The organism is Tunturiibacter gelidiferens (assembly GCF_013410115.1).
Taxonomy (GTDB): Bacteria; Acidobacteriota; Terriglobia; order Terriglobales; family Acidobacteriaceae; genus Edaphobacter; species Edaphobacter gelidiferens.
In genome coordinates this window covers 419,125-438,701 of the sequence record NZ_JACCCV010000002.1, presented here as the reverse complement: position 1 = coordinate 438,701, position 19,577 = coordinate 419,125, and the positions used below count along the sequence as shown (strand labels likewise).

Genomic DNA, 19,577 nt, shown 5'->3' with positions numbered 1-19,577 from the left:
ACACCAGCCTAAACGAAGCGCTGTCGGCCTGGAGCAAGTTCGTAGTTACGCCTCGGGATACAGCAGCTCCGTAAAGCGAGGATCGTCGGCCATATCCTGAAAGTCCGAGTCAGCCCGCGCCTGAATCCTGTTCCGTGGATTCTGTCGGATCGCCTCGGTCAGATGCTCCAGGCAGTGATGCGAATCTCCTGTCATGCTCGCCAGCACCGCCAGACCGTAAAAGGCATAGTCCGCCTTATCATTCTCCTTCAGGATCAGGTTGAAGTGCTCCCGGGCATCTTCGTAGTGTCCGTCGTTCAGCAGAGAGATGGCGTAATCGTATTGTTCTTCGCAGTTGGAAAAGGCATTCTTTCCCTTGGTCATCTGCTGCGCACAGGCAGTCGAGTACATGCGGACCCGGTCGCTCAGTTCACCTGCGCCTGCAGCCAGCATCTTGTCGAACGCAGCATGGGCCTTGTCGTACTTTCCATCCTGCATCAGCCGCAGCGCAGCTTCGTAATGAGCCACCACTTGCGCGCGCGCATTGTCGTTTGTCTGAGGAATGGTTCCAGCGATCGTGCGTGGAGCACGTTTTGTTGCAGGTGCAGTTGCAGTCTTTGTCTGAGCCATCGTCATTCCTGTCGCCTAAGGCGTTTCTGAGCTCTCCCATTCTAACGGGTGCTCAATTTAGTTTGTTCTCGTGTCGGTTTTATACGCAGACCTGGCCTTCAGGTCAACCCCACCTCAGTGCGGGTGCAACGGAACCCCCTCTATCGTTCCAAGTCTCATCACACCGCAAATGGCTAACTCCGCCCGTACACCGCCGGGTTCAACTCCGGGTCGTTATACATCTTCATCTGCCGATAGAGCTTAAACCGTCGCCTTCCCCCCAGCACCTCGCTCCACAGCACATCCAGGCAGCCTGCCAAATCCTCGCGCTGCTCCGCCAGCAAAGCCAGCCGTCCCACGTTGCGCGAGCGATGCTCCTCGGTCGCGCTCGCCCTGTGCGCCTCCTCCCGCGTGTGGTAAATCTTCAACGCCAGAATGGAGAGTCGATCAATCATCAGCCCCGGCGTCTCCGAGTGCAGGGGAGCAATCGGATCCTGCTCCAGCCGCGCTATCAGCCAAAGATCCATCTTCTCCACCAGATCATTCCGTCGCTGGTTTAACGCATCGATCGAATGCTTCACCCGCGCGATCTCCACATCCGCGACGCCGGGAACCCTCGCCTTATCTTCCTCATGCCAGAGCTCGAAGTTGGCCTGATGCTGCGCTATCGCCAGCGCCATCAAACCATCAGCGCCAGTCTCAAACCCCACCTCGTTCTCTGTCACATGCAGGGCCGCTGTCATCTCGTCCTGCATCCGGGTTATCAAAAGTGCATCGAGCATAGGCCCTCCTCCCAATCAAAGACTTTACCAGTTGCTGCAGTCAGGGTCCTGTCCACTCAAAGAGGCTCAACAGAGACACCGCATATTTTATTTAGTGTCGTCTTCGAGGACGATCGCATAATCCTCGTCGCCTAGGGTGCCTTCAATTTTGTTCAGCCATCCCAACGAGCGGCTCACCGGCCAAACCGTCCAGGCCGCGGGAATCGTACCCGACTCAAACTCGCAAACCAGAACGATCTTTGATTCGCCGCTCGGAAGCGTAGCCAGTTGCGATTGCGGAATGTCCTGACGATAAATCTCGGCGCGACTCTCATCCTTCACCCCGACGTACCAGAACTCTGGATCGTCGAGCGCCGCAGCAGGAAGTGCCGCGCGATCAAACGTGATCCTGACCATCCACGGAAATATCTGTCCGGCCCAGTCGGCAGCAGCCTCGGGATTAGGCGGCTCCTCACCCCGCACCGTGTAATCCTGAGCCTTGCGCAGCTTGAACGAAAGTCCCGCATAAGCCTCATACTCCTCAAGGCTCCGCGTCGATCCCAATCCATACTTCTCAACCGGCTGTCCCGCAAGCAGCCGCCGCACCTTCTCCTTGCTGCGAGAGTCCAGTTCGTGCCACGGACGACGGGCCTTATCCTCAACGTGATCGCCCCAGTGCTTCGGCGCAGCCGGCCTGCCGTAGTCGTGCCAGACGATCGTCTCCTGCGGATGAAACAGGTCATATCCGCTGGTGAAGGCGCGCACCGTCATCGCCGCCTCCTCCCCCAGAAAATACAACTCCGGATCGTATCCAATCTCTTCCACAAAAGTGCCCTGGGCAAACAAAAAACCCGCCGAAAGAAATCGTGCCCGTGGCGGCCTCGTCAGGTTCTGCCAATCCGCAATCGCCAAAGGCTTCATATGCGGAATACCATCCTCGGTAAAGCCCTGAAAGGCCATCTGCAGCGGCCCATCCGCCAGCACTTCGTCGCCACCTGGCGTAAAGGGCGAAGCATACGTACTCAAAATCGGCTTAGTGCTCTCCGTCTGCCCCATCTCGTCGAGCAGCTTCGCATCCCAATCCCACGCAAACCGGCAGTGCGAGTCCACCTGCAGAAACCACTCCTCGCCCCGCCACAGCTTCATCACCTCCGACCGCGCCCAGCAGGCCCCCTTACTCTCCCGCCAATCGACGGCAATTATCCTGAAGCAGTCGTCATTGCGGAAGGGAAGCGTATCTTCCTTAGGATCGTGTTGCCAGCAGATACCAAATCGCAGTCGCTCCGGGTAGCGAGCCTTCGCGATGCAGTCTTCCATCGTAGGAACCAGCTGCGGATCGCGATACGCAGCAATCGAGACAAAAATCCGTTGATTCGCTTCGTTCAACCCACGTTCCTCGCTCGATCAGGCTAACAGGCTCCTCCTGCCCCTTTCGTCCTATTTGCCGTAACTCCCGGAACCAAGCAGACTAGACAGAGACAATGGCAACCTCCCCAAAACGGGTTCTGATCTACCGCCTCGGCAGCCTCGGCGACACCCTCATCGCACTCCCCGCTCTGCACCTCGTAGCCCGCGCCTTCCCACAGGCCGAACGCCGCATCCTCACCAACTTCCCCGTCAACGTCAAAGCCCCGCCCGCCGCCGCCATCCTCGAAAACAGCGGACTCGTCCAGGGCTACTTTCGCTACGTCGTCGGTATGCGCAGTCCACGCGAACTTATCTCCCTATGGTGGCAACTCCTGCGCTGGCGCCCAGAAGTCCTGGTCTACATGGGGTCTGCGCGAGGAGTAGAGTCGGCACGCCGTGACGAAAAGTTCTTCCGTCTATGTGGAATAACGCGACTCATCGGCGTCCCCCTCACCGAAGATATGCAGCAGAACCGCTGGGAGCAGCAGATCCAGGCTCTTGAACCAGAGGGAGCACGCCTCACCCGCAATCTCGCCGAATTGGGAGACCCTCGACTCGACGACCCCGCAAGCTGGGATCTCCGCCTCACCTCCGCCGAGCATGCCCGCGCCAAAGAAGCTCTCGCATCAGCCGCGGGCCTGCCCGTCATAGCGGTTAGCGTAGGCACCAAAGTCCAATCGAAAGACTGGGGCCGGGAAAACTGGCGTGCACTCCTGCAACGCATCGCCGCTCTCTACCCCAACCATGCACTGGCCCTCTGCGGAGCTCCCGAAGAGGCCGACGCCAGCAACTTCGCAGCCGACGGCTGGAAGCAAAACTCCTCGAAACCCGTCATTAATCTTTGTGGCATCCTCACCCCGCGCGAGAGCGCAGCTGCCTTCGCCCAGTCTCAAATCTTCATCGGTCACGACAGCGGCCCCATGCACCTCGCCGCAGCCGTACAAACCCCGTGCGTCGCCATCTTCGCCGCCCGCAACAAGCCCCGCGTCTGGTTCCCCTATGGCAAACAACACCGCGTCGTCTACCACCAGACCGACTGCTGGGGCTGCGGCCTAGAAACCTGCATCGTCCAAAAAAAGAAGTGCCTTACCTCAATCACAGTCGACGAGGTGATCACCGAGGTTCGCGCCATCCTCGGCTAGCCGAAAGCACCCACCCCCACTCAAAGATGCGATGATGTTCGCGGGAGATCTTTTTCGTTCATGCTGCCGGAACTTCATTCGATCCTGAACCTGCTTGAGGGCGGCTTCAGTCAACTCAAAGTGCTCGTCGTTGGCGACATCATGCTCGACCGCTATATCCACGGCGAGGTTGAGCGCATCTCCCCCGAGGCCCCGGTTCCGGTCATCCGCCACGCCCAGCGTTACGAGCGTGCCGGTGGAGCAGCCAACGTAGCTATGAACCTCGCCGGCCTCGGCTGTCAGACCTTCCTTGCAGGCCTCTGGGGCAGTGACTCCGAGCAGGCAGAACTAGCCGCCATCCTCGAACGCGCCAACATCAACACCGCCGGGGTCGTCTCAAGCTCGCTCCCTACCATCTCAAAGACCCGCATCGTCGGCCGCATGCAGCAACTCTTGCGCCTCGACATCGAGAGCCGAGACCCCGTCCCGGCAATCGAAGGTCAACGCCTTCAGGAGCGCGCCATCGAGCTCGTCTCGAAGGTCCACGCAGTCATCCTCTCCGACTACGCCAAAGGCGCACTCACCCGTTCTCTCTGCGAGTCCGTCATCCGCGCCGCACGCACCGCCGGCATCCCCGTCTTCGCCGACCCCAAGACTCCTGACTTCAGCAAATACTCTGGCGCTACCACCGTCTCTCCCAACCTCGGCGAACTCTCCGCAGCGACCGGCATCCCCTCGCACCACACCGACGAACTCCTCGCCGCAGCCCAGGCCTTGATCACAGAACACGACTTCAATTTCCTTACCGTCACCATGAGCGAGAAGGGAATCACCGTCCTCCGCCGGCCGTCGGAAGGCAGCACCGGCGTCTATCACTCACCCGCGCGAGCCCGTGAGGTATTCGACGTCTCAGGAGCTGGCGACACCGTCATAGCAACCCTCGCAGCCAGCATCGCAGGCCGACTCCAGATCGAAACTGCTGTAGAACTCGCCAACCTCGCCGCCGGAATCGTGGTGAGCAAGGTAGGTACAGTACCGATCGCCGCCCACGAGTTAGTGGCTGCCCTCACTCCCAGCTCCGGACTCACCGCCGGCGAAAAGATCCTCGACCTCGAGCGCATCAAACTCCGCGTAGCCGAGTGGCGCTCCTCGGGCGAGACCATCGTCTTCACCAACGGCTGCTTTGACCTCCTCCATGTCGGCCACATCACCCTACTCGAAGACTGCCACCGCTTCGGCTCCAAGCTCGTCCTGGGCCTCAACGCCGACGCCTCCGTCTGCCGCCTCAAAGGCCCAACCCGCCCCATCGTCTCGGAACGAGAACGCGCCCGCGTCATGGCCGCCCTGGCCGCAGTAGACGCCGTCGTTCTCTTCGAAGAAGACACCCCCCTCGAACTCATCCGCGCGCTGCGGCCCAACGTACTGGTCAAAGGCGGCGACTACACCGTCGAAACAGTGGTCGGCCACGAAGATGTCATCGCCTACGGAGGACGAGTCGAGATCGTCCCTACCGTGGAGGGCTTCTCCACTACCAACATCGTAAAAAAGCTCACGGCAAATCCCACCTCGAGCGAGGAGATAAAGAAGTGATCATCGTCACCGGCGGAGCAGGCTTCATCGGCAGCAACCTCATCCAGCAGCTCAACCGCGCAGGCGAACGCAACATCCTGCTCGTGGACAACTTCGCTCCCGCCGCCAACCTCACCGGCCCGAAGTTCCTCAATCTCGCCGGAGCCGAATATGCCGACTACATGGACAAGCGCGAGTTCCGCGCCGCACTCAAAGCCGGCGACTTCGAGAACACCAGAATCCGCGCCATCCTCCATCAGGGCGCCTGTTCGAACACCCTCGAAGACGACGGTCGTTACATGATGGACAACAACTTCACCTACTCCAAAGAGTTGCTGCACTTCGCACTGGAACGTAAAGTTCCTCTGGTCTACGCCTCAACCGCTGCTGTCTACGGAGCCAGCACCAACTTCACCGAAATCCCCGCCAACGAACGCCCCCTCAACGTCTACGGCTACTCGAAGCTCGTCTTCGACAACTACGTCCGCCGCCATCTTCACGACATGAAGTGCACCGTCGTCGGACTGCGCTACTTCAATGTCTACGGCCCGCGCGAACAGCACAAAGGCCGCATGGCCAGCGTCATCCACCACTTCACCCGCCAGCTCAAAGGCACCGGCACCATCCGGATGTTCGAGGGCTCGGGCGGCTACGCCGACGGCGAGCAGCGTCGCGACTTCGTCTTCGTCAAAGACCTCGCCCGCATCAACATGTTCTTCGCCGGCCTCCTCCCCGAGAGTCCCAAAAAGCCCATCCACGCCGTCGTCAACGCAGGCACCGGCGAAGCCCGCACCTTCAAGGCTGTCGCCGAGTCGCTCATGCAGGTTCACGGCCAGGGCAACATCGAATACATTCCATTCCCAGGTGACCTGAAAGACCGCTACCAGCACTACACCCAGGCCGACCTCTCCGGTCTCCGTGCTGCAGGCTACACCGCGCCCTTTACAGCACTTGAGGATGGTATAAAACAAACCTTCGCCGAGGAGCCCGCTGCAAACTGATTCCTCGCATCAAAAAAAACAGGTACTCTAACCAAACCTCAAACTGTTCGACCTGCAATTTGTTCCTACCGACCAGAGGAGCCAGTGTGACTGATACGCAACGGAACCCCACGATTCTCTGCATCAGCACCTACGAAAAAGGGCAGCCCTTCATGAAAGAGGCTGCGCGTCTCGGCGCGGACCTTCTCCTCCTCACCGTCGACAAACTCGAACACGCCGACTGGCCCCGCGAATCGCTCACCAAACTAATCACCATGCCCGAGCAGCTCACCCCCGAGCAGGTCCTGAATACCGTCGCGTACCTCGCGCGCACAAACCACATCGACCGGATCGTCGCGCTAGACGAATTTGACCTCGAAGTCGCCGCTCTTCTGCGCGAACACCTGCGCCTCCCCGGAATGGGCGAATCACTCACCAGAAACTTCCGCGACAAGCTGGCCATGCGTGTAAGCGCGAAGCAAAAAGGTGTCCCCGTTCCTGAGTTCACGGGAGTCTTCAACTACGACGACCTTCACTCCTTCCTCGATAGCGTGTCCGGACCATGGCTGCTGAAGCCCCGCACCAACGCCTCTGCCATCGGAATCCGCAAAATCGAGTCGCCCAACGACTTGTGGCCCATCCTCGACGAACTAGGCGACCTCCAGTCGCACTATGTCCTCGAGCGCTTCGTCCCCGGCGAGATCTTTCACATGGAAGGCGTCACCTGGAACGGCAAGATACTCTTCGGCGCACCCTACAAATATGGCAAGCCACCCATGCAGACGATGCACCAGGGAGGCATCTTCAGCACTCGCGCGCTGGACAGGGAATCGAGCGACGCGCTCGCTCTCGCCGCAATCCACCAACAGGTGATTGAATCCCTTGGTCTCGTCTCTGGTGTCACCCACACCGAGTTCATCAAGTCAGAGGCCGACGGCAGCTTCTACTTCCTCGAGACCGCAGCCCGCGTCGGCGGCGCTCACATCGCCGATGTCGTCGAGTTCGCATCCGGCATCAACCCCTGGGTCGAGTGGGCGAGAATTGAAGTCGCCACGCTTCTCAACATGGAGTACACCCTCCCAAATCTAAAACACCAATACGCCGGCAGCGTCATCTGCCTCGCGCGACAGGAGCATCCCGACACCAGCACCTACGACGCGCCCGAGATCGTTCACCGTCTCAGTCGCCATCACCATGCCGGCCTCATCCTTCGTGCCGACTCCGCCGAACGCATCGAAGAACTCATCGGTCAATACACACACCGCTTCCTCGAAGACTTCTGCGCCATCGTTCCTCCTCCAGATAAACCGACAGCTTAGAGTTGCCACAGGTGGTGTCTCCTTTAAACATTTCCTCTGCTCATCTCGCCAGCGAGATACTCGGAAGCGCGCATCGAGAGCGCCAGGATAGTCATCGTCGGGTTCTGCCAACCCGCACTCACAAAGCTGGCTCCATCGACGACGAATAGATTCTTATGATCCTGGCTCTGGCACCACTTATTCAGCACGCTCTTCTTTGGATCATCGCCCATGCGACAGGTGCCGACCTCATGAATGCTGTATCCCGGCGGATTTGGGACGACGTTCTTCGAAAGCACTTCGAATCCAGCCGCATCCGCGATGGAGCAGCCAACTTCGACCGCGTCCTTCGCCATATTTAACTCGTTGTCGGTATACCGGGTCTCGATATGCAGCACTGGAATACCCCACGCGTCGACCTTTTCTTTGTCGATGCGGACGTGATTCTCGTAGCGCCCGAGTACCTCGCCCATCACCGTGATGTAGAACCCGCTTCCGTTGTATTCGTGCAGCTTCTGCTGCAGCTCAGCACCATAGGCCGCGAAGTTGCGTGGCTCGACCCCACCCATGCGGCTGGTTACATTCAACGCGTAGCCGCGCAAAAACTTGTCATACTTCGTCGTAATGTTACGGAAACGCGGAACGATTGCTGAGCCGCCCATCAACTGTTCTGTTGCCTTACCGTTCCGCGCCTCAGGCACCGAGCAGGTAACGCCCGGTCCGTAGATCTGGTCCATCAGGAAGTGCCCCATAACGCCGCTCGAGTTGCCGAGATTTGAGTTCAACAACAGGCGCGTGCTCTCAAGCGTTCCCGCGGCTAACACAACCACGCGGGCCTTCACATGCATCTCCCGTCGCGAGAGCCGGTCAATGAAGTGGCATCCATTTGGCTGGCCGGTGTTCGGATCAACCGTTATCTGCCGAACGACTGCATTGGCGATTGAGGTCAGCTTGCCGGTCCGTTCTGCATCCGGCAGCAGAAGATTCACAGAACTCGCGAGACCGTCGCGGCCTTGCGCGCGGCGTTGCTTGCAGACCGGCATGTCGTACGCCTGCGAAGCCTTGATAAACCGCTGCATCGACTCCGACCACACATCGTCGACAGGAACGAAGTTGCCATTCGGCATCTGTGGCGGCCCGTCCTGCGCGCCCGCCACCTGGAAGATCTCCTCCACCCGCGAATAGTACGGCGCCAGGTCGGAGAGACTGATGGGCCAGTCTTCGCCGAAGCCGTCATGCGATTTGGCCTTGAACTCGTAGTCGCTCAAACGGAACGACTGACGCGACCAGAACAGTGAGCGGCCACCGAACAAACGCACCCGCACCCAGTTGTAAGGAGCCGCGGGATCGAACGTGTAGGGAACTTCTTCTTCATCCACCCAGACGTTTGCATTGAACTCGTTGGCCTGGAAGACGTGCTCCAGCCGACCTGGTGGTTTGAAGCCGCGATATGGCAGATCGTATGCTGGCTTGCGTTGTGCATCTCTGGCTACGTCGGCCACGGGGCCCGCGTTCAGCATCAGGCACCGCATGCCCTTTTCCGTCAGAATCTTGGCAGCCATGCCTCCAGCGTGCCCCGACCCGACAATGAGTACATCGAATGTTGTGTCTGTCATTATGTTTTCTAGGAGTCACTCACTTCTAACGCGGGTAGGAAGGCATGGTGTGCGCGGCCTTGGGGACAGCCATTACGTGCGGCGGAAGGTTTGTAGAGGTTGCGCCCAGGCTCGCCATATCCGGCTCGATCGGAGACCAGTAGAGCCCTCCCGTCACCCAGTCCTGCCCGGCAGCCGCGCCGGCATCGTCCCAGGCCTTCGAGTTCATGGTCGCAGTCCGGATGTCTTCATGTGCGATGTTGATGAAGTCTGCGTGCGGCTCGGTCGGGGGATGGTCCGTCATCCACGTACGCAGCCAGGGCTTGATGAGCGCATCCGCCTGAGTCGCGTTCAACTGCGCGAACATCATCTTGTACTTGGTCTTTGCCTTTGCGTTGAGCCAATCGAGGCCGTCGCGATAGAGCTTCTTGCGCACCTCGGGCGAGCTGCCAATCAGGGAGTCGAGGAACATGGGTGTCCCTGCCAGAAGCGCGCCGGGCTTATTCGCTACCGCTGGCAGCAGCAAATCGCAGAGCCGCGTGAACGTCGCAAGTTGAGACGGAGTAAAAAAGCTCGCATCGATCTCTGCGATCCCATCGGCCACTTCCGTGACAGGCAGCGGCGTCTTGGGATTCAGCCCCAGCGTCCACGGAGTGGGAGCTGGAGGTGGCGGCTCAGGACTCGCTGTCTGCTGGGCAAGCAGTGCCTTCGGTAGAAGTCCTACCGAGATGACACAGCGTACGAATTCACGACGCAGCATAGACCTCCTTTTGCTTGCAGAAAGATTACACTCCAGCTTCTTCCGTCGTCCAACAGGTGCGGCGGCATGCGCGATCTCAGAGAGTCGTTTCGCCTGCTGTCTCGCCGGTCATTGAGCACTCTCTCAAGAAATATTTCAGTGTTGATTCAATACGCCCATGCGTCGATCGGCGCAGCAGGGTATGCGTTGGTCGGTACTAGTGAGGACATCATCGATCACTTAAGCTGCGCTGGTGTAGTGATCTGTCCCGTAAATAACTTGTCGAAGAGCTCCCGCGTTCTTATCGAATCAAACGGCTCGTCAATTCGCGCAGGAGTAGTTTGCGAGGGAAGCTTCACGATATAAGCAGGCCTGTCGTCAAATCGAACATTGTCTGAAGCAATGCGTTCCTCTTCCGTCCACCCCGCAGCCTTCGCCCAGAACAGGCTAACTCGCCATGAGTGATCGCCCATAATCACCAGCGTCGAGTCGTTCCAGGTGCCATTCTCTTCCAGTTCATGCCGGACATGCGCCAGGTACACATCGCACAGTGCAAGGTTGTCAAGGTAGCTTGGGTGAGATACCTCGAAACTACCCGTATGCCGATTGTAGATTCCTCCCGGATGCGGGATAGGCATATGTAAAAGAATGAAGTCTACCGATGGGTCTCGCAGAAGTTCGTCTCCTGCAGCGACAATCTCTTGGTAGTCCTGTTGATGGAGTCTGAGTTCGGCCGAAGGAGCGTTCCGACGCGGAAACAGATGCACAAGCCTGGCAAGATTTACAAGATGATCTATTGCTGGCTGCTCGCTGTTCCAGCCGATGCTTTGTTCCGGATACATCCCACCGGGCAGAGCTATATGACTTGTCCAGAAACACCGGTCGAGAACCTCGGGCAGAATGCGGCAATAGGGGTTGTACCACCCCGCCACTGCTGTCGTGTAACCCGCATCGAGCGCGTCCTGAAAGACTGTTTTGTGAGGATCTAAAATACTCCACGTCCCCGTAGATCGTTGATGCACCTCAAGAGGCCAGCCGACAACAGAGATCCGTACGCCATCGTATCGTTGTCCTGAGAAGAGGGAAGGAAGTACCTGTTCTGTATACAGACCGCTCGGGACAGTATGCGTGAAGACCGTTGCGGTACGAGCCAACTGGGTGAAGGCAGGCAACTCGAGGCCAGGATAGCGATGCTCATAGACCTGCCGATAAGAAAGTTCATCAAAGAGAATCCAGATGATTCGCCCGTGACGATGAGAAGAAGAGCTGATTCCCGTTCGCTGATGCAGGGGGCGAGGAGCGTTCAGATGACGAGCCTGCCATGAGAACAACATCGCCTGCGCAACGATCACCATCCCGCTCAGCGCTGCAAATCCGAGTATCAGTACCGCCAATTGCTTCACACGATGCAAAATCGGTTGAACGCGAGAACGCCAAGCCGCCGCCGAAATGACGATCATGCAAACCACAACGGCAAAGGCAACGTTGACAATGCTGGGAACAGGATCTCCTCGCAAGGCACACCAGTCTTTCAGCACCATCCAGCTGAGGGCAATTCCTAAAGCGCCCCACACCCATGAGTTGAATAGTGGATGTTCGTTTCCCCACACGAGTAGGAGAGACAGCGCCAGCCACACCCCGGCGAAGTTCAGCAATACCGGCACGAGCACCGCACTGACTGACCCCGTCAAGTGGTAAAACTCCGTGTGCAAAGGGGACGCTAATGGCTCCAGCAGGGTCAGCAGGACGATTGTGCTTGCGCCGAAGGCGGTTGTAACCGGGTGTCTCAACAACTTACGTGAGCCCTTCTACCGAAAAGTCGAGGATTGAAAGTTGTTGAACCGGACATTCTGTTGATCGCGCAAAACTCACCGCGGCCCATGGGCCCGGGTCCTTGAAGCCACCGAACTCTTTCTTCATGGTTGGGGACGATTTCTTGAGCTCGACCATCTAGAAAGAAGTTATAAGTATCTGATTTTATGATATTTATGGTGAGAGCGCTGGGGCTCGAACCCAGGACCAACGCCTTAAAAGGGCGATGCTCTACCAACTGAGCTACGCTCTCAGACCACACTACCAAGTTAGCACATTTGGACCCATGGATAGAGACGAACGTTGCCTTCAACCAGCGCCAGCGTAAGCTTTTACCGGCTCCCATCACTGCGCCCGGAGGAAAAGGAGGCTCTCTGTGCCGGCGCCATGACTCGCCCCCCCAACACAGGTCTCCCAGGCACGTCATGCTCCGTTCCGTTCTTTTTCGGAATCGAACCCGAAAAGTTCCATTTCGGGAAGACAGTTTTCACCCCAAATCTGGCCGGGATTGATGCGGAAACCCGCGCCACCATTGAATTCTCACACTTAAGTCGCACAACGGTTTCATTGACTTGGGGTATCACCCACAGTAGCCTCAGGCTATTGCATTGGAACAGGTGCAACCACCTCTTTGAGCTGGCAGCGAACCGGCGCAGTTCAAACTAAAAGAATCCGCTTCACTCATAGGACCAAGAGCTATGGACTCTCGCGGCACAGACAAGATCACCGACAAGGTCGAGGATCTCGCAGTAACAGAAACACCCGAAGATGTTGCTGTACTTTATTCCTGGGCAAATCTTCACGGAGCCAAGTACCGCGACTTCTCAGCCTCGCGTCGTGAGTATCGTGCGCAGCTGAGACATCGCGCCGCCGAGCAGGTGCGGGAGCAAGCCTTACTGGCTCAGGCCGAAGCCGAAGACGCAGCCGCAACCGCAGATGCCGCCGCACGCAACGCATCGAAGATCGCGCTCGATCCTTATTCCGAAGACTCCGACTCCCATAGGCGGCGCGCGCTGCGCGAGGCGGAAGAAGCCGCCCGGACAGCCGCAGCCGAACGCCTGGAAGCCGCTCGCCGCGCCGAAGTTGCCGCCGTTGCCGAAGCGGCCGCCCGTCGTGAAGAGCGTGAGATCGCGGAGGCCCACGCCTCCGCCCAGCGACAAGCCGCTCGATACGCAGACTCGGAGATTCGCCGCAGAGCCGCAGAAGATAATTCAGAGCTTCCCGGCCGAAGCTCGGACCCCTACTCTCCTCACCCTCAATCCTCGAGTTCGCCGTCCCCCCAGCCAAATCTTCGCCAGGTCACCGACGCCGCACTGCGCCAACCGTCAGTTTCTCCCCAGGAATCGCCCCTGAGCAGCGATCCAATACAGCCAGAACCGCGGGTTTACGTTAAACAAAATATGACCCCACGCCGCCCCCAGGGCTACCGCCCAGACGAAGCTTCCGGTGTCCGTCAGATTTATCGCGGCCCCGACGACTCTCAAGCCGAGTACACTACTCCTGATCCAATCAGACATTCGATTCCTACGCAAAACCGTGCTGTGCCTGCACCTCTTTTATCCCAGGACATGAAGCCGATCTCCGAACAGCCCGCTCCGTCGCCTCTTTCGCCCTCAAACGAAGGCACGGCCCCGCTCCAGGGTCAACGTCGCACCGACCCTCAGCCACGCGTCGAGTCACCGACGTCTCAGAGCGAACCCGCGTCGTCAACAAACCTGGATCCCCGTTCTCCGTCTGCAAAGGATCCTTCAAAGACATCGGTTGATGCGCCGCTCGATTCCACACGGGATTCTTCGTCAAATCTTTCGCCAGGTACACCGACTCGCCCAAGGTTGTCGGGAGCCTTTCGCTCTGCGCCGCCCATCTCTGCTACACCCCCAAGACCCGTCTCGCCGTTCTCTCAAGCGCTGGTACCCTCGGACTCCACCCGCGGTCGCCGGGCCCAGGACGACTTCGACTACCAACAGCCGCACAGTCCATCCGAACCGCCCCGTCGCACCTCTGCAGATCCTTCTGCTGAGCCCGCGCCATTGGCCTCTGCACGGCCGGCCTTCCAAGCCGATCCAGCCGGCCCGGCCTGGCTCTACGCTCCACCCGCTCAGCCCATCACTCCAAAGCCGCTCGCCCCGCAGCCGCCAACCTCTCAATCCTCCGTAGCCGACACCCTCCAGCACTCCAGGGAACGCGTCGCCGCCCGCTGGTATGCCCTCAAGGGCGTCTTCGAGCAGCCCGGACAGGATCAGCCCGAAGCTGCTCCCGTGCGTCAAAAAGAGACCCGCACCCCCGTCCTCGCCGTCTTCTCTCTCGCTGGCGGAGTCGGCAAGACCAGCCTCGTCGCGACGGTAGGTCGGGCTCTCTCTTCTATGGGAGAAAAAGTTCTGCTCACCGACACCACCTCTCACGGCCTGCTTCCGTTCTACTTCGGCGCCAGCGAACTTCGTCACGGCACCGTCCGCACGTTTTCCCCTCCCAGCGGCAGCACCGACGCTCCCATCTACCTCGTCAGCTACGACGTCGACCACAAGACCACCGGCGATGAGGCGCAGGAGCTGCTCGCCGAGGAGATTATCAGCAACGGCCGCGGCGCCCACCGCATTCTGCTCGACCTCACCGTGGGCTCCAGTTGGATCGTCCGCCGCATGTCCCGCATGAGCCCGACCATCCTCGTTCCCGTCGCGCCCGATATGAACTCAGTCATCAGCCTTCAAACCGTCGAAAAGTTTTTCAGCGGTGTCAATGACGGCGACGGTCGCCCCCTGCAGCCCTTCTACGTGCTCAATCAGTTCGACACCTCGCTGCCGCTGCACCTCGACGTCCGTGAGGTGATGCGCCGGCAGTTAGGAGATCGCCTCCTCCCCTTCGTCATCCGCCGCGCACAGTCCGTCAGCGAAGCCCTCGCCGAGGGCATGACCGTAGTCGACTACGCACCCGACGCCCCTGTTGCAGAAGACTACCTGAACCTCGCCACCTGGCTCCGCACCGTCGCCGCGCCGGCAACCGCGGGCTTCCGCAACGTTCGTTGGAGCGAACGATGAGGGAGGGTCCTCTCTTCGATCAAATTCAATCAGGCGACGCTCTCTTCTACAAAGCCCTACGCTTTCTTATCCTTCTCAGCGGAGTATTTCTCCTAGCATTCACCGGCATCCTCGAACTCACCTGGCCGCAGCAGATCGTCCTCGGCATTCTCACCGTAGCCCTGGTCATCTGGATGGATCGCAGCTCCGGCTCCTACCTCGTCACGCTGACGCTGATGCTGGCCTCCATGTTCTCCACCTTCCGCTACGGCTTTTGGAGAGTCTCCACCACCCTCAAATTCTTTCTGGATCCCGGCTCGACCTGGAGCTTTCTTGACGGCTTCTTCATCTGCCTCCTGCTCTTCGCCGAAATCTACGCCTTCGTCGTCCTCTTTCTCGGATACTTCCAAACGCTCTGGCCGCTGCGCCGCACGCCTGTCTCGTTGCCCGACGAAATCACTCAGTGGCCTGCCGTCGATCTCCTCATCCCCACCTTCAATGAGCCGCTCAGCCTCGTAAAGTACACGGCCCTCGCCGCCATGAACATCGACTGGCCCGCAGACAGGCTCAACGTCTACATCCTCGACGACGGCAAACGCGAAGAGTTTCGCCAGTTCGCCAAAGAAGCCTCCATCGGCTACATGACGCGCGACGACAACGAGCATGCCAAGGCCGGCAACATCAACCACGCCCTCGCCCAACTCAACGCTCCCTATGTCGTAATCTTCGACTGCGATCACGTCCCCACCCGAAGCTTCCTGCAGATCACCATGGGCTGGTTCCTGCGCGACAAGAAGCTCGGCATGCTGCAAACCCCCCATCACTTCTACTCGCCCGACCCGTTCGAACGAAATCTGGACCAGTTCCGCACCATCCCCAACGAAGGCGAGCTCTTCAACGGCATCGTCCAGGACGGCAACGACTTCTGGAACGCAACCTTCTTCTGCGGCTCATGCGCCGTCCTCCGCCGCTCCGCTCTAGACCAGATCGGCGGTATCGCCGTCGAAACCGTCACCGAGGACGCCCACACCTCCCTCCGCATGCAAAGGAACGGCTGGAACACCGCCTACATCAACATCCCCCAGGCAGCGGGCCTCGCCACCGAACGCCTCAGCGGCCACATTCGGCAGCGCATTCGCTGGGCCCGCGGCATGGTCCAGATCCTCCGCACCGAAAACCCTCTCTTCGCCCGAGGACTCAGCGCAGCCCAGCGTCTCTGCTACTTCAACGCGATGACGCACTTCCTCTACGCTCTGCCGCGCCTCATCTTCCTCACCGCGCCGCTCGTCTATCTCATCTTCGGTCACGTCAATCTACCGGGCTACTGGCTGCTTATCTTCGCCTACGCCCTCCCGCACCTCGTACTCGCTAACATCGCCAACTCCCGCATCCAGGGCCAGCACCGCCACTCCTTCTGGAACCAGATCTACGAGACAGTCCTCGCGCCTTACATCCTTCTTCCCACACTCTTCGCCTTCCTCAACCCCCGATTCGGCAACTTCGACGTAACCGCGAAGGGAGGCGTCGTCACGCGCAGGTTCTTCGACTCGCGCATCGCCCAGCCCTTCCTCCTGCTCTCAGCGCTCAACGCCTTCGGTATACTCTGCGCCATTCCCAGGTTCTTTCCGTTTCCCGGCGCCGGAACTCCATCGCCCCTCCACTTCATCGCAGACATGTACGACGGTGGCCACGCCGGAACAATCCTGATGAACCTGCTCTGGGCGTGTTTCAACATGGTCATCCTCGGCGTCGCCACCTCCGTCGCATGGGAGAGTCGTCAGCGTCGCCAGGCCGTCCGCCTTCCCATGTCTGTCCCCGCCGACGTCGAACTCGCCAACGGAGCCATCGTCCGCGGTGTCACCAGCGACATGTCCAGCGGCGGTCTCATGGTCCGCATCGAGCGCGCCTTCACAGCCCGCGTCGGCGACCCCCTCAAACTGACCCTGCCTGTACTCGACGGCAACGCAACCCTGCCCGCAACCATCGTCGGAATCGAAGGCAGCACCCTCCGCGCGCAGTTCGACCCCCTCACCCTCCAGCAGGAAGAGGCCCTCACCATGGTCCTCTACTCCCGCGCCGATACCTGGCTTGGATTGGACGAGACCCGCGAAGCCGACAGGCCACTGACCAGCCTGCGCCACATCGTTCAACTCGCCGGCCACGGCTTCGCCCGGACCTTTCGCAGCGGCGCGAAGGCGAAAGAGTCGTCTTCCACCCGAGAGTTAGCGGCGAGTATCGCGCCACTTCTCGTCCTGGCCATCCTGCTGAGCTCATCAATCCTCTCCGCGCAAGTTCACCCGTTTCATGGCGTTCGATTCGCCTTACAGAACGACTCAAGCACTCCACAATCCACGCCCGACGTGAAATCCGCGCCCGACGTGCAGCCTCCAGAGCCCACACCGCCGCCAAAGCCACCCTTCATTCGAAGAGTTGCGGCACCACCTGCATTACCCCCGCCTGACACCTTCGACAACGTCGTCAACTTCTCCGACCTGGGCGTCTCCCGAAACATCGTCATGCAGGGCCTCGACGCCTTCAATACAATCTACTTCTCCCTACCCCGGACGCAGGTCGTCAAGACAGCGACCATGCATCTTCGCTACCACCCCTCTCCCGGCCTCATTCCATCGCTCAGCCATATCAACGTCAGTCTGAACGGAAACCTCTTTGCCACTCTTCGCGTCATTGATCCACACTCAGCCGACGCCACTCAAGCCACCGCAATAGTTACAAATACAGTTCCCGCCAAGAGCAGCGACCTGCTCGAATCAACCGTCACGCTTCCAGTCGACGCTCTCACACGCGATAACCAGCTCACCTTCGAGTTTGTAGGCCACTACGCCTCTCAGTGCGAAGACCCCGCGCACTCCACCCTTTGGGCTCACATCGACAACAACTCCACCATCGAGTTCACCGGCACCCTCACCCAGTTGCATGACGATCTCAAGCTCCTCCCCGCACCCTTCTACGATCCACTCGTCAACCCTCATCCGGTCATACCAATCGTCTTCCTCGGCCAGCCCTCTCCGAAGGCCCTTCAAGCAGCAGGCATCATAGCCTCCTGGTTCGGCATCCTCGCAGACTCGCGCCCTATCCGCTTCCCGGTCTCCGTCGGAGTCATCCCCGCCGGCAACGCTATCGTCATCGGCCAGAGCGGCGCCTCTCTTCCCGCCTCCCTCCAGATCAACTCGATCGCCGGCCCCACCATCCTCATGAGGCCCAATCCCTCTGACCCGTATTCAAAGGTCTTGATTCTGACCGGGGAGACCGACGCCGACATCCTCACCGCAGCCCTGGCGCTCACGCTCCAGCGCGACCTCTTAAGTGGTGATCGCGTACGCATCCCCGCCATCAAAATGCCCGCTCCGCGAGAAGCCGACGACGCACCCCGCTGGCTAAGCACCGAAAAGAACACACCCATCGGCGACCTCCTCCAAACGAGCAGCCTCCAGACCGACGGCTCCAACCCCGTAGCCATCTACCTTCGCCTCCCCCCCGACCTCTTCTACGGCACGCGCCAAAACCTCGGCTTCCATCTCGGATATCGCTACAACGGCGTCCCCCTCGCGGACGACAGCTCGCTCCAGGTCTATCTCAACGACGCCTACATCCACTCAACGCCGCTATCTCACAGCGACAAACCCTCCCCCGCGCGCATCGTCCCATTCCCAGTCTCGGAGATGCGTCCCTTCTCGAACTCAATTCTTTTGCGCTTCTTCTTCCAACTCGCCAAAAAGCCCGATTGCCCTGACCCCACCGCCTCGAACCTGCAGGGCTCCATCCTCAAAGACTCCTATCTCGACCTCAAGGACATTCCTCACTTAGCCGTCCTGCCAAACCTCGAGATCTTCGCCAACGCGGGCTACCCCTTCACCCGCAAAGCCGATCTCTCCGACACGGCCGTCGTCCTGCCCGACAACCCCGGCATCGAAGAGCTCGAGCTCTATCTGACGCTGATGGCCCACTTCGGCGCTCAAACCGGTTACCCGGTCCTCAACGTCACCGTCACCAACGCCGAGGGCATGCGCCCCGACGCCCACAAGGACTACCTCGTCCTCGGCACCGTCGACGATCAGCCCGCCATCAACCGACTCAATCCCTCACTCCCCGTCAGTGTCGACGGCAGCGGCCTACACATCCAGGACACCCAGGACTTCTTCGCGCAACTCCAGCACGCCTGGTGGAAGGTCCGCAGCTCCGACCACATCCAGTCCGGCCAGCTCGAAACCGCCGGCAGTATCCCCGACGCACTCATCGAGGGTGTCGAGTGGCCCAGCGGATCAAAGCAGTCCGTCGTGGTCATCGCCCTGCGCGACAAAAGCGTCATCCCCGACTTCATCTCCACCTTCCTCCAGACCTCGCAGTCTTCAGACATCTCCCAATCAGTAAGCGTCCTGCACGGCTCGCACTTCTCCTCCTACCGCATCGGCAACGACGTCTACCGTGTCGGCTCTCTCTCGCTGTGGCTCCAGCTCAACATGCTCTTCGCCGACTACCAATGGCTCATGGTCATCTCTACCCTCGTCGTCTGCTTTCTCCTCGCCGTCATCCTTCGCTCTGCGCTGCGCCGCCGTGCACGCGCACGCCTGCAGGGAAACAGCTACACCCACCCGGCCTGAAGCAACAATCTCTGTGAGCCAATACTGAAGCGGGAATATCACCCATCCGACGTACTATCCGACCCTCTGAATTC

General features: G+C 59.6%; 12 protein-coding genes and 1 tRNA gene. 6 read left to right on the top strand and 7 right to left on the bottom strand.

All coding sequences use genetic code 11. The features are described from left to right. Positions 1–45 precede the first annotated feature (45 nt). From HDF12_RS13930 to HDF12_RS13920, 3 genes are all read right to left on the bottom strand, one after another. A complete protein-coding gene (locus HDF12_RS13930; RefSeq protein WP_179584311.1) occupies positions 46–609 on the bottom strand; it encodes a tetratricopeptide repeat protein in 564 nt (187 codons plus the stop codon). A 173-nt stretch (positions 610–782) separates the two neighbouring features. Continuing rightward, positions 783–1,370 carry a DUF4254 domain-containing protein gene (locus tag HDF12_RS13925; protein WP_179584309.1) on the bottom strand — a complete coding sequence of 196 codons (588 nt, stop codon included), beginning with the start codon at positions 1,368–1,370 and terminating at the stop codon, positions 783–785. 87 nt (positions 1,371–1,457) lie between these two features. Then, complete coding sequence (locus tag HDF12_RS13920; protein ID WP_179584307.1) at positions 1,458–2,735, bottom strand: GlcNAc-transferase family protein; 1,278 nt, start codon at positions 2,733–2,735, stop codon at positions 1,458–1,460. 95 nt (positions 2,736–2,830) lie between these two features. Between HDF12_RS13920 and HDF12_RS13915 the strand changes: the two genes are divergently transcribed. The 4 genes from HDF12_RS13915 (at position 2,831) to HDF12_RS13900 (ending at position 7,745) form a co-directional block, all read left to right on the top strand. Next, on the top strand, positions 2,831–3,898 hold the full coding sequence (locus HDF12_RS13915; RefSeq protein ID WP_179584305.1) for a glycosyltransferase family 9 protein: 1,068 nt from the start codon (positions 2,831–2,833) through the stop codon (positions 3,896–3,898). Between the two features lie 60 nt (positions 3,899–3,958). Next, on the top strand, positions 3,959–5,467 hold the full coding sequence (gene hldE / locus HDF12_RS13910) for a bifunctional D-glycero-beta-D-manno-heptose-7-phosphate kinase/D-glycero-beta-D-manno-heptose 1-phosphate adenylyltransferase HldE (RefSeq protein WP_179584303.1): 1,509 nt from the start codon (positions 3,959–3,961) through the stop codon (positions 5,465–5,467). Continuing rightward, entirely contained in the window at positions 5,464–6,447 is a 984-nt protein-coding gene (gene rfaD / locus HDF12_RS13905) for an ADP-glyceromanno-heptose 6-epimerase (RefSeq protein ID WP_179584301.1), read from the top strand. The genes hldE and rfaD overlap by 4 nt, the downstream gene beginning before the upstream one ends. 86 nt (positions 6,448–6,533) lie before the next feature. Continuing rightward, positions 6,534–7,745 (top strand): ATP-grasp domain-containing protein, encoded by a 1,212-nt coding sequence (locus HDF12_RS13900; protein ID WP_348641523.1) that lies wholly within the window; start codon positions 6,534–6,536, stop codon positions 7,743–7,745. A 23-nt stretch (positions 7,746–7,768) separates the two neighbouring features. On the opposite strand, the gene HDF12_RS13895 is transcribed toward HDF12_RS13900, so the two are convergent. From HDF12_RS13895 to HDF12_RS13880, 4 genes are all read right to left on the bottom strand, one after another. After that, a complete protein-coding gene (locus tag HDF12_RS13895) occupies positions 7,769–9,340 on the bottom strand; it encodes a GMC oxidoreductase (protein WP_179584299.1) in 1,572 nt (523 codons plus the stop codon). 25 nt (positions 9,341–9,365) lie between these two features. After that, a complete protein-coding gene (locus HDF12_RS13890) occupies positions 9,366–10,079 on the bottom strand; it encodes a gluconate 2-dehydrogenase subunit 3 family protein (protein ID WP_179584297.1) in 714 nt (237 codons plus the stop codon). Positions 10,080–10,294: 215 nt separating this feature from the next. Further along, on the bottom strand, positions 10,295–11,848 hold the full coding sequence (locus HDF12_RS13885) for a sulfatase-like hydrolase/transferase (RefSeq protein WP_179584288.1): 1,554 nt from the start codon (positions 11,846–11,848) through the stop codon (positions 10,295–10,297). A gap of 199 nt (positions 11,849–12,047) precedes the next feature. Further along, positions 12,048–12,123, bottom strand: a tRNA-Lys gene (locus HDF12_RS13880). A gap of 445 nt (positions 12,124–12,568) precedes the next feature. On the opposite strand from HDF12_RS13880, the gene HDF12_RS13875 reads away from it, so the two are divergent. Together HDF12_RS13875 and bcsA are read left to right on the top strand one after the other, a co-directional pair. Beyond that, positions 12,569–14,905: a cellulose synthase operon protein YhjQ/BcsQ gene (locus tag HDF12_RS13875; protein WP_179584286.1), complete on the top strand. Its 2,337-nt coding sequence runs from the start codon at positions 12,569–12,571 to the stop codon at positions 14,903–14,905. Further along, a complete protein-coding gene (gene bcsA, locus HDF12_RS13870; protein ID WP_179584284.1) occupies positions 14,902–19,503 on the top strand; it encodes a UDP-forming cellulose synthase catalytic subunit in 4,602 nt (1,533 codons plus the stop codon). The genes HDF12_RS13875 and bcsA overlap by 4 nt, the downstream gene beginning before the upstream one ends. Positions 19,504–19,577: the final 74 nt, after the last annotated feature.